We start from the raw sequence: 16,094 nt of genomic DNA, 5'->3' as shown, positions 1-16,094 counted from the left end.
ATGAAAAAGTTGTTCAACAAAGTGCTCGTTTCTGCCGTTGTGCTTGGAGCACTTGCAGGGTGTGCTAGTGAAGAAGACACCATTATCATGGCTCCTGTGCCAATGGTAACGAGTGAATTTACGCCTACAACTCAGTGGAGCACATCGATTGGTGATGGCGTAGGGCATTACTTCTCAAAGTTATCTCCAGAATACGCTTACGACAAAGTGTTTATTGCTAGCCGTGATGGCTTGGTGAAAGCCTTGAACCCTAAAACGGGTAAAGAGCTGTGGAAAACCGATCTTGAACAAGATGGCACCATGCGTTTATCCGGCGGTATAGCGGCGGCCTATAGCCAAATTTACATTGGTAGTGAAAACGGTTTAGTCACTGCGCTTAATGAAGCTACGGGCGAGCTTGTATGGCAAGTTAAAGTCGACGGTGAAGTGCTAGCAGCTCCGGCTGCAGATGCGAACATGATCATTGTTAATACCAGTCGTGGCACTTTGGTGAGTTTAGACCAAGCGACGGGTGAGCAAAAATGGACCATCAGTACTGAAGTTCCTAATTTAACGTTGAGAGGCGACAGCAAACCTGTTGCGGTATCGGGCGGTGTTTTTTGGGGAACCTCAGGTGGCCGTCTTGCTGCCGCTATCGTTGAGCGTGGTCAGTTGATTTGGCAACAACCGATTGGCATGCCTAAAGGTGCCACTGAAATTGACCGCCTAGTCGATGTTGATGCCTCACCTATCGTGATTGGCGGCATGCTGTATGCGGTTGGTTTTAATGGCCAGTTGATCGCCATTGATCTGCGTTCGGGCAAACCAGCTTGGAAGCGGAATTACTCTTCAGCAACAGACATGGCTAGCGATGGTGGCCGATTATTTGTGGTGACCGACAAAGATCATGTGGTGGCTGTGGATACAAGAAGCGGTACCGAACTTTGGAGCAACAAACAGCTTGAACACCGTTTGCTAACTGCACCAGCGATTATCAATGGCTACCTTGTGCTAGGTGACAGTGAAGGGTATCTACATTGGATTGATCGCAGCAGTGGCGAATTCGTTGCCCAACAGTTGGTTGATAAGAGCGGTTTTGCGGTGAGTCCTCTCGCTGTCGATGATGGTTATGTCAGCATGACCCGTAATGGCAATGTAAAGAAACTGACGATTAAAAAATAAATCGTGATATAATTCACATTCGGCTCCTGGCTGGTAACAGTTAGGGGCCGTTTTATTGAATAAATAGATGTGGTTATAGGTAAAAATTTAATGCTTGCTAGCAAGTGTTTACCTATAACTACATAAGAGAAAATATTGTAGAGGTTAGTATGGTTCCTGTTGTTGCTCTTGTTGGGCGTCCCAATGTCGGTAAATCTACGTTGTTTAACCGATTAACTCGCACTCGCGATGCGTTGGTGGCGGATTTCCCCGGTTTAACGCGTGACCGTAAATATGGCCAAGCTAAATTGGGTGAGCACGACTTCATTGTTATCGATACCGGCGGTATTGATGGTAGTGAAGAGGGTGTAGAAACGAAAATGGCTCAACAGTCATTGGCCGCGATTGATGAAGCTGATGTTGTGCTATTTATGGTTGATGGTCGCGCTGGTTTAACGGCGGCTGATGAAGTGATCGCCCAACATCTGCGTAAGATTGAAAAGCGCGCTATTTTAGTCGTGAATAAAGTGGATGGCATTGACGCTGATGCTGCAAGTGCTGAGTTTTGGCAATTGGGCGTCGATCAAATGTACCAAATTGCTGCCGCTCATGGCCGTGGTGTTGGGATCCTTATCGACCGAGCTTTGAATCCACTTGCTGAAGAAATGATCGAGCAGGCTGAAGGCGAAATCGAAGATCTAACCGACTTTGAAGATGCTGAAGAAGAAAAGTTAGATTACACCGAAGAAGAAGCCGAAGCTGAATACAAACGTCTGCAAGATCAGCCGATAAAACTGGCGATCATTGGCCGTCCGAATGTCGGTAAATCGACACTCACCAACCGCATTCTCGGTGAAGAGCGTGTTGTGGTTTACGACATGCCCGGAACGACGCGAGACTCCATCTACATCCCGATGATGCGTGATGAGCGCGAGTATGTATTGATTGATACTGCTGGCGTGCGTCGTCGTACTCGCATTAACGAAACGGTTGAGAAATTCTCGGTCGTCAAAACCTTAAAAGCCGTTGAAGATGCAAACGTTGTTCTGTTAGTCATTGACGCTCGTGAGAATATCTCAGATCAAGATCTTAGCCTGCTAGGTTTTGCATTAAACGCCGGACGTTCGATAGTGCTTGCAGTCAATAAGTGGGATGGGCTCGATAACGACGTCAAAGAACGTGTCAAGAAAGAGCTAGACCGCCGTTTAGGTTTTGTCGATTTTGCTCGTATCCACTTTATCTCTGCATTGCATGGTACGGGTGTTGGTCATCTATTTGAATCGGTTCAAGAAGCGTATAAATCGGCGACAACACGTGTTGGTACATCGGTATTGACTCGTATTCTTAAAATGGCAACCGATGATCACCAACCGCCTATGGTTCGTAGCCGCCGCGTAAAACTTAAATACGCTCACGCAGGTGGTTATAACCCGCCGATTATCGTTGTACACGGTAACTTGGTGAATGAGCTGCCAGATTCTTACAAACGTTATTTGATGAACTATTACCGTAAGTCTTTAGAAATCATGGGTACGCCTATTCGTATTCAGTTCCAAAGCAGTGATAACCCATTTGAAGGAAAAGTGAATAAGCTGACCTTATCTCAAGAGCGTAAACGTAAACGCTTAATGACGATGATGAAAGGACGCAGCAAGTAGCCTTCCTCATAACTGAAATACCCAAGTTTAGACTTGGGTATTTTTTTGCCTAAAATTTATCATTGGCGATAGAGTCACTAACGTGGCGGTCTGGAAATGAAGTGCAGTGCCAAAATGATTGAGTGAAAAACAGAGCATGGCAACGTTGCTGCATTGTATAAGTATCAAACAAAATGAGTAGAACATTTCGCCAAAAGATCATTTTCACATATCCTGATTTCTTTGATTTTTTAGTTGTTAAATGGAGTTTTATATCGTTATAAATCCATATGCAGAATATGTAACTTATGCTTTCGGTGTGTGGTTATATAAATGTTCTTTTAAGAGTAGATCGCTGAACGGAGCAGATAAAGCAAATGATCAGGATGAGATCTTTTATCGATCATAGCCTAATGTGTATGAGGTGGTTGGTGAGCCTGAAGGTATTGTGATAGAGATCAAAGCTGAACTCTCGATAATCCGAGACCATACGTGCCGTTTGATGAAGTGTCGGCTATCACATGCACGAACTATCTACGCAAACGAGCTATCTATTAAAACGAACGATATAAAACATCTACCAAAATCACACTATGTGAAAGATGTTATGTGAAAGACACAAAGAGAGATGGGATTAATATGCAGGAAAATCTTTGCCCTTGTTGCCAAAATCCACTGGCGTGGGATGGGCGTTACCATTGTACTCAGTGCAAACATCACTTTAACAAAATTGGTTTTTGCCCTGAGTGTGATTCTGAGCTGGAGAAATTGCAGGCGTGTGGCGCGGCAAACTTTTTCTGTAATTCATGCAATGAGCTCAAATCAAAATCTAAGATTCGATTTGAGTTTCAAGCACAAGATTAAGTGATTAATTAACGGTAGAGAAAACTTCGCCATCCGCCACTCGCGTGATCAATTGATCGCCGGTTTTTAGATCACGAGCGCGGTGAATCACTTTGCCTGAGCTATCTCGCGTGATCGAATAGCCTCGTTTTAGTGTCGCTAATGGGCTTACTGCGTCAAGCTTCTCTGCAGCTAGCGTTAAACGGTGTGCTGTGCGCAGGAGTTTTTTCTCCATTACGTCCAGCAATCGTTGCTCGCTTTTGGCTAGTCGATGCTGCTGCTTCGCTAAGGTTTGTACGGGAGAATGCAACTGCAGTTGATGGTATTGCTGGCCAATGTGCTCACGCTGAGTCGAAATATAGCGCTGTATCGCCCGCTGTAGGCGCATTTCTGTGTCATCAAGTTGCTGGCTTTGACGCTGCAAGCGGTAAGTGGGGTGCTGTTTCTCTAGCGCGTGAACCAAAGCGCGTAAATGATGCGCTTGTTGACTGGTGTAATAGCGCATCGCACTTTGTAGCTTGTGCTGGTATGAGGCGAAAGCTTGTCGCTTATTACTGTTGTCTCGGCTGACTAATTCTGCAGCAGCGGAGGGGGTTGGGGCACGTACGTCAGCCACAAAATCAGCAATCGTCACATCGATTTCATGCCCGACGGCACTGATAATTGGGATCTGACTAGCGGCAATTGTGCGCGCTACGATCTCGTGGTTAAAACACCATAAGTCCTCTAAAGAACCGCCACCGCGACCCACAATCAATACGTCACACTCTTGCCTCGCATTTGCTCTACCAATTGCTTGAGCAATTTGAATGGCCGCTTGTTCGCCTTGAACCAGTGTAGGATAAATGATGACGGGCAAGCTTGGATCGCGCCGCTTGAGCACATCAAGAATATCAAACAGGGCTGCGCCAGTTTTTGAAGTAATAACTCCGACGCATTGAGGATTTTCCGGCAAGGGGCGCTTATTGGATTGTGCAAACAGCCCTTCCGCGGCCAACTGCATCTTCAGCTTTTCAAACTCTTGCTGGAGACGACCATCCCCTTCGGGTTGCATGCTCTCGATAATGACTTGGTAGTCACCTCTGGGTTCATAAAGAGAAAGACGCGCTTTAACAAGTACCTGCTGGCCATTTTTAGGTTTGAAGGTCACAAAGCGATTATTGCCTTTGAACATCGCACATTTTACCTGCGCGCGAGAATCTTTGAGTGAGAGATACCAATGGCCAGAAACCGGAGCGGAGAAGTTCGATATTTCACCAACGAGCCACACAATGCCCATTTCATTTTCAAGTAACAGGCGTACTTCAGCATTGAGACGGGAGACAGTGTAGATGTTTTCGTTGGTCAAAGAAGGCAAGGCTAATCCCCTAGACGAGGGTATGGAAATTAGCGGCAATATAATACATATCAAGGGTTGGAATGCAAATTAAAAATGAAAAAATGAGTGGTCAAGCGATTACCTCGGGCGTATAATCCGACCGCAATATCAAATCCAAATCGATTTATCCTGTTCATTGTGTATTAGGGCAAATTGAGACAACTTGGATTTACCTTTTATTCACTCCTCTTAATTGTGAGATATTGCAAATGCTAAGAATTGCCAAAGAAGCGCTGACATTCGATGATGTTCTTCTCGTACCAGCACACTCCACCGTTCTCCCAAACACAGCCGATCTCCATACTCAGCTGACCAAAAATATCGCACTGAACATTCCGATGATCTCAGCTTCTATGGATACAGTGACAGAGGCTCGCCTTGCGATCGCTCTTGCCCAAGAGGGTGGTATTGGTTTTATCCACAAAAATATGCCCATTGAAGAGCAGGCTGAACAAGTCCGTCTTGTCAAAATTTTTGAAGCGGGTGTAGTCACAGCGCCAGTAACAGTTCGCCCTGACGCAACCATTCAAGATGTGATTGCTTTGACAGAGAAACATGGTTTTGCCGGTTTCCCTGTGGTGAGCGATCACAATGAGCTTGTCGGTATCATCACCGGCCGCGATATTCGCTTTGTTACTGATTTAACAAAAAAAGTTGAAGCAGTCATGACACCAAAAGATCGCTTAGCCACAGTTAAAGAGGGCGCATCTCGTCAGGATGTACAAGAGCGCATGCACAAAGCGCGTGTTGAAAAAGTCTTGGTAGTGAATGATGAATTCAAACTGACTGGTATGATCACCGCGAAAGATTTCCATAAAGCAGAACGCAAACCGAATGCTTGTAAAGATGAACAAGGGCGTTTACGTGTTGGTGCGGCTGTTGGTGCCGGTGCTGGCAATGAAGAGCGCGTAAAAGCATTAGTGGAAGCGGGAGTGGATGTTCTACTGATTGACTCTTCTCATGGCCATTCAGAAGGTGTACTTAACCGTATTCGTGAAACGCGCGCCGCTTATCCTGATCTCGATATTATCGGCGGTAATGTTGCAACGGGTGCCGGTGCGAAAGCTCTAATTGACGCGGGCGTAAGCGCGGTCAAAGTCGGTATTGGCCCGGGTTCAATCTGTACAACGCGTATTGTAACGGGTGTTGGTGTTCCTCAAATTACGGCGATTTCTGATGCAGCTGAAGTGGCTGATCAATACGGTATTCCTGTGATTGCTGATGGCGGTATTCGTTTTTCTGGCGATATTTGTAAAGCGATTGCTGCTGGTGCATCTTGCGTGATGGTCGGCTCCATGTTTGCTGGTACTGAAGAAGCTCCGGGTGAAGTTATTTTGTTCCAAGGTCGTTCATATAAAGCTTATCGCGGTATGGGTTCGCTGGGTGCAATGTCTCAAGGCTCTTCTGATCGTTATTTCCAATCTGACAATGCGGCTGACAAGCTTGTACCTGAAGGGATCGAAGGTCGTATCGCCTATCGAGGCCGTCTAAAAGAGATCGTTCATCAACAAATGGGTGGTTTACGCTCAAGCATGGGCTTAACTGGTTCGGCCACTATCGAAGATCTGCGCACTAAAGCCGAGTTTGTTCGTATCTCTGGTGCAGGTATGAAAGAGTCACACGTGCACGACGTTCAAATTACCAAAGAAGCGCCAAACTACCGCTTGGGTTAATGACGAACCACGAATAGCTTGAAGCTTATGGGGAGCGCGATGCTCCCCATCCACTACATTAATGATTGAGATTGACCTTAAATGACTAAAGATATCCATGACCAACGTATTCTGATCTTAGATTTCGGCTCTCAGTACACACAACTGGTTGCCCGCCGTGTTCGCGAAATCGGTGTTTATTGTGAGCTGTGGAGCTGGGATGTTGAAGAAGCGGACATCCGTGAATTCAACCCAGATGGCATTATTCTTTCTGGTGGCCCTGAAAGTGTGACTGAAGCCAACTCTCCGCGTGCGCCACAATATGTGTTTGATTCTGGCGTACCTGTATTTGGTGTTTGTTATGGCATGCAAACCATGGCTGAGCAGTTGGGCGGAAAAGTGGCCAGTTCTGAGGAACGTGAATTTGGTTATGCAGCTGTACAGCTAATGGGTGAATCGGCCCTGTTTAGCGACCTTGAGCTAACGCAAGACGTTTGGATGAGCCACGGTGATAAAGTGGTGCAAATTCCGGCTGATTTTGTCAAAACAGCGCAAACGGAAACTTGTCCTTATGCGGCAATGGCGAATGAAGAGAAAAAATATTATGGCGTGCAATTTCACCCAGAAGTCACGCACACCAAAAACGGTCTAAAAATGCTAGAGAATTTCGTTCTCAACGTTTGTGGTTGTGAGCGTCTATGGACGGCTGAGTCTATCATCGAAGATGCGGTTGCTCGTATTAAAGAGCAAGTCGGCGACGATGAAGTGATCCTTGGCCTATCGGGTGGTGTAGATTCGTCAGTTGTGGCGATGCTGGCTCACCGAGCGATTGGCGATAAATTAACCTGCGTATTCGTTGATAACGGCCTATTGCGTCTGAATGAAGCTCAGCAAGTAATGGATATGTTTGGCAACAAATTTGGCTTAAACATCATTCATGTCAATGCAGAAGATCGTTTCCTCAACGCACTGCAAGGTGAGTCTGATCCGGAAGCGAAACGCAAAATCATCGGCCATGTGTTTGTTGATATCTTCGATGAAGAATCAAAGAAATTGAAAAATGCGAAATGGCTTGCGCAAGGCACGATTTACCCAGATGTGATTGAATCGGCCGCCTCTAAAACAGGTAAAGCGCACGTGATTAAATCTCACCATAACGTTGGCGGTTTGCCTGATGATATGGAAATGGGATTGGTTGAACCACTGCGTGAGCTTTTCAAAGATGAAGTGCGCAAGATTGGCCTAGAGCTTGGTTTGCCTTACAACATGCTTTACCGCCATCCGTTCCCTGGCCCTGGCCTTGGCGTACGCGTGTTGGGCGAAGTGAAGAAAGAGTACTGTGATTTGCTGCGCCGCGCCGATGCTATTTTCATTGAAGAGCTGCATGCCGCTGATCTGTATAACAAAGTGTCACAAGCTTTCACAGTTTTCTTACCTGTTCGTTCGGTAGGCGTTATGGGTGATGGACGTAAATACGATTGGGTTGTATCGCTACGCGCTGTGGAAACCATTGACTTTATGACAGCACATTGGGCACACCTGCCTTATGACTTTTTGGGTAAGGTTTCTAACCGTATCATCAATGAAGTGAATGGTATTTCTCGTGTGGTTTACGATATTTCAGGTAAGCCACCAGCCACCATTGAGTGGGAATAATTCCTCTAAAAAAGCGTACTCCTTCGGTGAGTGCCCTGTTATGATTGCTGCGAAATAGTCGGGGAGCCGATGCAGATTCTGCATCGGCTGAGATCGAAATTCGAGACCCGTCGAACCTGATTCAGTTAATACTGACGTAGGGAACTATGAGCACTTTGTCACGAGCCGAATAACAACGGCTAACCTTTGTAAATTCGATTACCGAACTTTCCAAACCACGGTCAAAGTCAGTTCCTGTATGTCTTGTCATAGGAGCGACCATGGCACAACCAATACAGAAACACACACAAGAAACGACGCTATTAAACATACCTGTTGTACTCACTATCGCAGGGTCTGATAGCGGTGGAGGGGCAGGTATTCAAGCCGACATTAAAGCGATATCGGCAACTGGCAGTTTCGCGTGTTCCGTTATTACCGCCATTACTTCACAAAATACTCAAGGCGTTTCCGCCATTTTCCCCATTCCACTTGATCACATCGAAAGCCAGTTAGATGCCGTCTTTAGCGACTTGAAGATCGTGGCCGTTAAAATTGGCATGCTAGCCGATGCCAGTATCATCAAGATCGTTGCCAAAAAAATGCAGCAATACCAACCCAAGAGCCTTGTGATAGATCCCGTGATGGTGGCGACCAGTGGTGATTTATTACTTGAGCAATCGGCAATCAGTACATTAAAAGAAATGTTGATCCCTTTGGCTGACATCATTACCCCCAATTTATTTGAGGGAGCAGTACTTACTGGCAAGCCGGTTCCTCAATCTGAAGTCGAAATGAGCGGTATGGTGGCTGATTTACGAGCGTTGGGTGCAAAGGCGGTGTTGCTAAAAGGTGGGCATTTAGAACAAGATGAAAACAGCAATGATCTTTTGATCATGCAATCTTCGTCAGAATTACTCAGTGCGAAGCGTTTTCCAACCCAAAATACCCATGGGACGGGTTGCACGCTCTCTTCTGCGATCGCTTCTTATCTTGCTCAAGGAAATAACCTGCACAAATCCGTGTATTTGGCTAAGCAGTACATATCGCAAGCCATTGGCTATGCCGATGAGCTGGATGTTGGCCAAGGTCGCGGCCCTGTTCATCACTTTTTTACTGGCCACGCTCATGTGCGCTAAGCCATTGCCGGTGCGATGATGCTTGAGAAATTTGAGGCATTGGTTGTTCACTTAACCTGATGAAAAATAGATTGAACTCTAAAAGCCTCAAGCTTTTTTGAGGCTTTTTCATATTTATCGACTGGCCTTCAAAGGGCAATGTCGCCGTACGATAATTGGTTTACATCATGATGAAACCACTCGCATTTTGACATTTAATTGATAAGTTTCACTGTCAACAATGGCTCGGCTATCCATACTATTTTCACCGTACCCACTAAGCCAAAAATAAGGGATTGATATGTTGAAAACAAAGCATTTAGCCGTGCTGATTAGCAGTGTTTTAGCCGCAAACAGTTACGCGTTAAATATCCTACCTGACCCTGAAAATGCCGCGGGTTATATTGTCTCTAAAGTAGAGCTACAAGCGGCAGAAAAAGCCAAAACAGCGGATCCTATGTATGCTATTTGGTCGAAGGCACTAGAAACGCGTTCCAATGCGATTGTTGAAGCAATTGTGCCGGGGCTAAGTTCTAACCCTGAAAACGTCAAGCGTGTTGAACGAGTCTTTCCACAGTACGAATGGGATTTTTTAACTCAAATGGCGGCTCCCGAATACACCTATACACGCTTCTTACGTGCGATTGGTAAATTCCCCGCATTTTGCGGCGAATATACGGATGGCCGAGATTCAGACGCAATTTGTAAAAAATCCATCGTGACGGCTTTTGCTCATTTCTCACAAGAAACGGGTGGGCACATTGCGAAAGATAACGTATCTGATAACCCGAATAGGCTTGAAGAATGGCAGCAAGCATTGGTTCATGTGCGTGAAATGGGCTGGTCTGAAGGACAAAGTGGCTACACAACCGGTTGTGGTCAAAATGATTGGCAAAATGCTCGTTGGCCGTGCGCCGCTGGGCAAGGTTATTTTGGTCGAGGCGCGAAGCAGCTCTCTTACCATTTCAACTATGGCGCTTTTTCTGAAGTGATGTTTGATGGTGATGCCAAAGTACTGCTCAATAACCCCGGATTAGTAGCTGATTCTTGGTTGAATTTAGCCTCAGCGATTTGGTTCTTCTTAACACCTCAAGCACCGAAACCGGCAATGTTGCACGTAATTGACCGTACATGGACACCTTCGCAACGTGAAAGCGATGCTGGTATTGGCTATGGTTTTGGCACCACAATTAACGTTATCAATGGCGGCATTGAGTGCGGTGAACAGAACAAAGATAAAGGTCAACCGGTTAATCGCATTCGCTACTGGGAAGGGCTAGCGGATCATTATCAAATACCGATTGAGTCAGATGAAAAGAATACCTGTTGGCAGCAAACGCCTTACGGTAGCTTAAATTTGAACGGTGCGACGGATGTGCTGTATACCAACTGGGATGGTAATTGGAAATATTACTCTGATCGCCCAGGTGGCTACTCGTTTGAATGTGAATTGGTTGGTTTCCAAACCGCGTATTCAGCCCTTGTTGCTGGTGATTACGAAAAATGTGTGACTAACTTTTATGGTTCACATTCAAGCTGGCCGCAAGTGCGTGTTGTGGATGCGATTGATCCCGGTACGCCACCAGAGCCACCAGTGGATGGCATCGTCGGCTGGGAAGCGACAAAGGTATATAACACGGGCGATAAGGTGAGCTATAAAGGCGCTACTTATGAAGCTAAGTGGTGGTCACAAGGTAATGAACCCACTCAAGGTGATCCTTGGAAGCTTATTACAGGTGGCTCAACAGCGCCCACAACACCTGACCCTGTTGAGCCACCACCAGTGGTCAATGAGCCAGAACCGCCCGTCACGCCAGAGCCTACTCCACCAAGCAGTGATTTTTCAAGCTGGGTTGCAGGGGTTACTGTTGCAAAAAATGGCGATAAAATTACGCATAATGGAAAGTGTTTTATGGCTAAAAATAACCCCGGAGTATGGGAATCACCCACGCAAAGTAACTGGTTTTGGGATGAAATAAACTGTCAATAGAGAGTAACATTTAGCAAAAGGAGAGCAGCACGATCGAATTCGGTTGCTCTGCTCTCTTTTTGAACAATCAAGTGGTTAAATTTACAATCTTAGTTTTCGTTAACGTTCTTTCCATTTTGTGTGCTACTCCACTAAAATCCGCGCGTAATTTTTATCAACATTTTTTAAGGTACTCGCGAATGTCTACTAAATTGGCCAATCCAGCGCCGCTAGGCCTAATGGGTTTTGGCATGACGACTATCCTGCTTAATATCCATAATGCAGGCTTTTTTCCTATCGACTCTATGATTTTGGCGATGGGTATTTTCTACGGTGGTTTAAGTCAAGTCATCGTGGGTATCATGTGTTTCAAACGTGGTGACACTTTTGGTACCACAGCGTTTACCTCTTACGGCCTATTTTGGCTCACATTGGTTGGCCTGATTGTCATGCCATATATGGGACTACCAGCAAGCCCTGCTCACTTTATGGGTTGGTACTTAACGTTGTGGGGCATTTTCACTGGTTTCATGTTTATCGGTTCATTGTGCTACCCACGTGCTAAACAAGTGGTATTCGGCTCACTGACCATTCTATTTGCTTTACTAGCTGCGCGTGATTTCACTGGTAGCGAACTTATCGGCACGATTGCTGGCTTTGAAGGCATCTTCTGTGGCGCAAGTGCGATTTATTTTGCAATGGCTCAAGTTCTGAATAATGAATATGGCCGTGTTATTTTACCGATTGGTGAAAAGAAAGCGCAAAACGCTGTTGTCGAAAAGTTGACGACACAAGAAATCGCAGCCTAATACGGGTTGATGAAAAAGAAAAAGGGTTAGCGTTTGCTAACCCTTTTTACGTTTACCTTGAATGCTTTTTGCTGATGAGCTTAGCTAATCCGTTAGGATGATGGTTGTTCAACACCCACGGAGCTTTCTTCTACGGTTGGTTCTTGTCCCGTTTTGCGTTTATATTTTCCTTCCCAATATGTCGCATTCTTAATGCCGAGTTTTACTGGGTTGAAAAGATACTCATCGACACCTTGTTTTTGTTGCTCTTCATAATCTTTGAGTGCTGCAATAGCTGGTTTAGCCATAAAGAAGATGATCAAAATCCCGACTATGTTTAGCCACGCCATCAAACCCACGCCCACATCACCCATTGCCCAAGCAAGGTTCGCGGTTCTCACTGTGCCGTAGAATACCGTTGCGATGATCACTACTTTAAGAAGAAACATCAGGCCATCGACTTTAAAGGTGCGGCGAATGTAAGCAATATTCGTTTCAGCAATATAGTAGTATGCCAAAATCGTGGTAAAGGCGAAGAAGAACAGAGCAAACGCAACAAAAGGTTTGCCCACGCCCGGTAGTGCGCTCTCAATCGCCATTTGGGTAAATACTGGGCCATTGGCACTAATATCCGCCGCGATGTTCTGTACTAAAAATGCACCTTCTGCGCCGCCGTGTACGTTATAAGCACCAGTGATCAGAATCATGAACGCGGTTGCGGAACAGACCAGCAAAGTATCAATGTAGATAGAAAATGCTTGCACTAAACCTTGCTGCGCTGGGTGATCAACACTCGCGGCAGCCGCAGCGTGCGGTCCAGTACCTTGGCCTGCTTCGTTTGAGTAAACACCTCGTTTTACCCCCCAACCAATCGCAGCACCAATACCTGCCATTGGTGTGAACGCATCACCAATGATCATGGCAAAAATACGTGGTACTTCACTGATGTTAAGCAGGATGATAACAAACGCAGTAATGACATAGGCCAAAGCCATAAATGGCACCACGACCTGTGTGAAGTTAGCGATACGCTTAACACCACCAAAGATGATGAAAGCTAAAATAATTGACACTACGGTACCAGTAAAAATCTTAGCAAAAGTGAAGCTACCGATAGTGGTTTCAATGATTGGGCCAGCCCCAAAAGCCGCTTCTACGGCATTACCAATGCTGTTGGATTGCACGCCAGGTAAAAGCACACCACAAGCAAAGATGGTGGAAATGGCGAAGATCCATGCATACCATTTTTGTCCCATCGCTTTTTCGATGTAATAAGCGGGGCCACCACGGAATTCACCTTCATCTTCTTCTTTATAAATTTGTGCCAGAGTTGATTCAGCATAAGCAGTCGCGGCACCAAAAAAGGCCACTACCCACATCCAGAAAATAGCACCAGGGCCACCAAAACCAATTGCTGCGGCTACGCCTGCAATATTACCCGTACCGACGCGTCCCGAAAGTGAAACGGCCAAAGCTTGGAAAGAGGATATCCCTTTGGTTGAGCTTTTTCCGGAAAGAAGAAGTCGCCACATTTCAAAAAAGTGACGGACCTGAACGAATCGGGTCACAATTGAGTAGAATAAACCCGCACCAAGGCATAAATAAATTAGCGCCGGGCTCCAGATTATTCCATTCAGAAAATCAACAAATGACTGCATATGCATTTCCCTGTTTTAGTAGTTTTGGTGAGTGTTGTGTTTGCTTTGTGGGCAACATATTAATCTTTTTGTAACTTAGATGTTAATTTATTTATCTGTGAATAATCGTTAGCGTGATGAGGAACACAAAATGCTAATGAAATGTTAAAAAATAGGTAGGTTAATTAGAATTGGCTAAAATTTCAGCGCATATGGGTTGGTCACCCGAAAGGTTGGAAATTAAATCCTCTCGGGTGAATCACTATGCATAATAACTTTCCACTAAGGTTTAGCTAATAATAAGCATTTTCTATTGTAACTAGTTGATGAGGTAGCGAGAGAGATTCAACTCATGAATTGGCAAAGCACAAGTTTGCTCACTGACCATGTCGGCAAGAAGCTGTCCAGATCCGCAAGCCATCGTCCACCCTAAGGTTCCATGTCCGGTATTGGTGTAGAGGTTTTCAAATAGAGTGGAGCCTATAATCGGAGTCCCGTCAGGCGTCATTGGTCTAAAGCCTGTCCAGAATTCAGCTTGTGCTAAATCACCACCTTGAGGAAAGAGGTCGGTCACGACTTTTGCAATGGTTGCTTTGCGCGCATCAGGCAAGGTAGGATCAAACCCGGCTAACTCTGCCGTGCCCGCGACACGAATTCGATCCTCAAAACGAGTGATGGCCACTTTATATGTTTCGTCCATTACCGTTGAACGTGGGGACAATTCGGTGTCGACAATCGGCAGCGTTAGTGAGTACCCTTTCACTGGATAAACAGGAATGGAGATACCCAATGTCGCCAGTAAAGCGGTAGAGTAACTGCCGAGTGCGACGACATATTTGTCTGCTTTCAGTTCACCTTTATCGGTTTGGACAGCGATGATCTTTTTGCCTTCAGTAGTTAATGTTTTTATTTGTGTATCAAACAGAAATTGCACACCACGGCTTTTCGCGAGCTCTGTTAATTGTTGGCAAAACAGATAGCAGTCTCCGGTTTCATCGTCGGGGAGGTACAAACCACCTCGCAATTTATCGCGTACAAGAGCAAGCCCCGGCTCTTGCTTAATGCATCCATCGACATCAAGAAGCTGATAACGAATCCCACTTTGCTCGAGCAGTTTGATGTCCTTTTGTATCGCTTGTAGCTGTTTCTCGCTGCGAAACACTTGCAACGTCCCAAGCCGACGGCCTTGATATTGCATGTTATGTTGCAGATTCAGGTCAGCCAAACAAACGCGGCTGTAATTGGCAATCGCCAGCATTCGGGCTTTATTGATGTTGTAACGATCCTGTTGGCAGTTCAATAACATTTTACCCATCCACGTCAACAGCTGTGGATCAATAGACGGTTTTATTTTCAACGGTGCATGCTCTTCAAACAGCCACTTTAATGCTTTTTGTGGGATGCCGGGTGCAGCCCAAGGGGAAGAGTAGCCATAAGATATTTGCCCTGCGTTAGCAAAACTGGTCTCTTTTGCACCTTGTGATTGGCGATCCACCACCGTTACTCGGTGGCCCGCTTGTGATAAATACCATGCGCTGGTTAGCCCGATGACGCCGCTACCCAAGACGATAACGTCCATGTTGTCTCCTTAAATCACCCTAGTGTGTTCTCTTAGCACATTCAGAGTTAGTGTAAATGTTCACATGATAGCAACATAAAACCTCAAATTGAGTGGAAACACAATCACTAGCCCCTACACTTATTTTTATGTGGTTATGACAAAAGGGGCTGTAAATGAAGTCAGAGACAGGTCGCCATCAGCGCTGAGTGTGTCTATGTTTCAATACTGCATAAATCATAACGATAAAAGTGATAGCGGCCATTGCCCAGATCCAATAGCGGTAAGCAGAATAAAAGTGGCTGATTTGATGAAGATGTTCAAACGCAAAATGGGTGAGTAAACCAAAAAACGCGACCCAAACTGTGGTGGCAAGCACGTTACCCAGTAAAAATACTCTGATGGGCATTTTCGCTACTCCGCAGGCTAATGGCATGAATTGTTTCATCCCCTCAACAAAGCGACTGATGATTAAGCAAATCGGGCCGTATTTTTGAATAGCGCTTTGCAGTTTTTGAAATTTAGCCCCTGAAATATAGCCTTTTTTATCCAACCAACCCTCAAAATAATAGCCGAGTAGATAGCCGCAACTATTACCAATAAAGCAGCTTAGCCACGATACAATCATAACAAGAGAGAAATTCATTACGCCATTGGATGACAAAATGGACGCAGCAATCATGAGCGATTGGCCGGGCATCGGAATGCCAATCCCTTCGAAAAAGATGCTGATGATCAG

The 16,094-nt window shown here is 45.6% G+C and carries 12 protein-coding genes and 1 riboswitch; of the genes, 8 read left to right on the top strand and 4 right to left on the bottom strand.

The window, feature by feature from the left end; genetic code table 11:
* The 3 genes from bamB (at position 1) to AACQ21_RS07560 (ending at position 3,641) form a co-directional block, all read left to right on the top strand.
* Positions 1 to 1,161: an outer membrane protein assembly factor BamB gene (bamB, locus tag AACQ21_RS07570; protein ID WP_026027694.1), complete on the top strand. Its 1,161-nt coding sequence runs from the start codon at positions 1 to 3 to the stop codon at positions 1,159 to 1,161.
* A gap of 149 nt (positions 1,162 to 1,310) precedes the next feature.
* A complete protein-coding gene (gene der / locus AACQ21_RS07565; RefSeq protein WP_029388206.1) occupies positions 1,311 to 2,798 on the top strand; it encodes a ribosome biogenesis GTPase Der in 1,488 nt (495 codons plus the stop codon).
* A gap of 618 nt (positions 2,799 to 3,416) precedes the next feature.
* On the top strand, positions 3,417 to 3,641 hold the full coding sequence (locus AACQ21_RS07560; RefSeq protein ID WP_202599510.1) for a zinc ribbon domain-containing protein: 225 nt from the start codon (positions 3,417 to 3,419) through the stop codon (positions 3,639 to 3,641).
* 4 nt (positions 3,642 to 3,645) lie between these two features.
* Here the strand turns inward: AACQ21_RS07560 and xseA are convergent, their stop codons facing one another.
* Entirely contained in the window at positions 3,646 to 4,977 is a 1,332-nt protein-coding gene (xseA, locus tag AACQ21_RS07555; RefSeq protein ID WP_094164416.1) for an exodeoxyribonuclease VII large subunit, read from the bottom strand.
* A gap of 230 nt (positions 4,978 to 5,207) precedes the next feature.
* On the opposite strand from xseA, the gene guaB reads away from it, so the two are divergent.
* The 5 genes from guaB to AACQ21_RS07530 all read left to right on the top strand — a co-directional run bounded on the left by guaB (position 5,208) and on the right by AACQ21_RS07530 (position 12,181).
* Entirely contained in the window at positions 5,208 to 6,671 is a 1,464-nt protein-coding gene (gene guaB / locus AACQ21_RS07550; protein WP_026028100.1) for an IMP dehydrogenase, read from the top strand.
* Positions 6,672 to 6,752: 81 nt separating this feature from the next.
* Entirely contained in the window at positions 6,753 to 8,306 is a 1,554-nt protein-coding gene (gene guaA / locus AACQ21_RS07545; RefSeq protein ID WP_088720951.1) for a glutamine-hydrolyzing GMP synthase, read from the top strand.
* Between the two features lie 49 nt (positions 8,307 to 8,355).
* Positions 8,356 to 8,466: riboswitch (TPP riboswitch) on the top strand.
* Positions 8,467 to 8,566: 100 nt separating this feature from the next.
* On the top strand, positions 8,567 to 9,424 hold the full coding sequence (gene thiD / locus AACQ21_RS07540) for a bifunctional hydroxymethylpyrimidine kinase/phosphomethylpyrimidine kinase (RefSeq protein WP_094132388.1): 858 nt from the start codon (positions 8,567 to 8,569) through the stop codon (positions 9,422 to 9,424).
* Between the two features lie 280 nt (positions 9,425 to 9,704).
* On the top strand, positions 9,705 to 11,393 hold the full coding sequence (locus AACQ21_RS07535; protein ID WP_105976444.1) for a chitinase: 1,689 nt from the start codon (positions 9,705 to 9,707) through the stop codon (positions 11,391 to 11,393).
* 179 nt (positions 11,394 to 11,572) lie between these two features.
* Complete coding sequence (locus AACQ21_RS07530) at positions 11,573 to 12,181, top strand: acetate uptake transporter (protein WP_094144566.1); 609 nt, start codon at positions 11,573 to 11,575, stop codon at positions 12,179 to 12,181.
* A gap of 92 nt (positions 12,182 to 12,273) precedes the next feature.
* Here the strand turns inward: AACQ21_RS07530 and AACQ21_RS07525 are convergent, their stop codons facing one another.
* The 3 genes from AACQ21_RS07525 to AACQ21_RS07515 form a co-directional block, all read right to left on the bottom strand.
* Positions 12,274 to 13,818, bottom strand: coding sequence for an alanine/glycine:cation symporter family protein (locus AACQ21_RS07525; RefSeq protein ID WP_017043180.1), 1,545 nt, complete (start codon positions 13,816 to 13,818; stop codon positions 12,274 to 12,276).
* 298 nt (positions 13,819 to 14,116) lie between these two features.
* Positions 14,117 to 15,376, bottom strand: a complete 1,260-nt coding sequence (locus AACQ21_RS07520; RefSeq protein ID WP_105976443.1) for a D-amino acid dehydrogenase — start codon at positions 15,374 to 15,376, stop codon at positions 14,117 to 14,119.
* A 178-nt stretch (positions 15,377 to 15,554) separates the two neighbouring features.
* On the bottom strand, positions 15,555 to 16,094 hold a 540-nt coding region (locus tag AACQ21_RS07515), incomplete at its 5' end, for a DedA family protein (protein ID WP_105976442.1).

The organism is Vibrio sp. V01_P9A10T6 (assembly GCF_963877065.1).
Classification (GTDB): domain Bacteria; phylum Pseudomonadota; class Gammaproteobacteria; order Enterobacterales; family Vibrionaceae; genus Vibrio; species Vibrio anguillarum.
The sequence above is the reverse complement of the archived record's forward strand: the minus strand, read 5'-3'. Positions and strand labels throughout refer to the sequence as shown.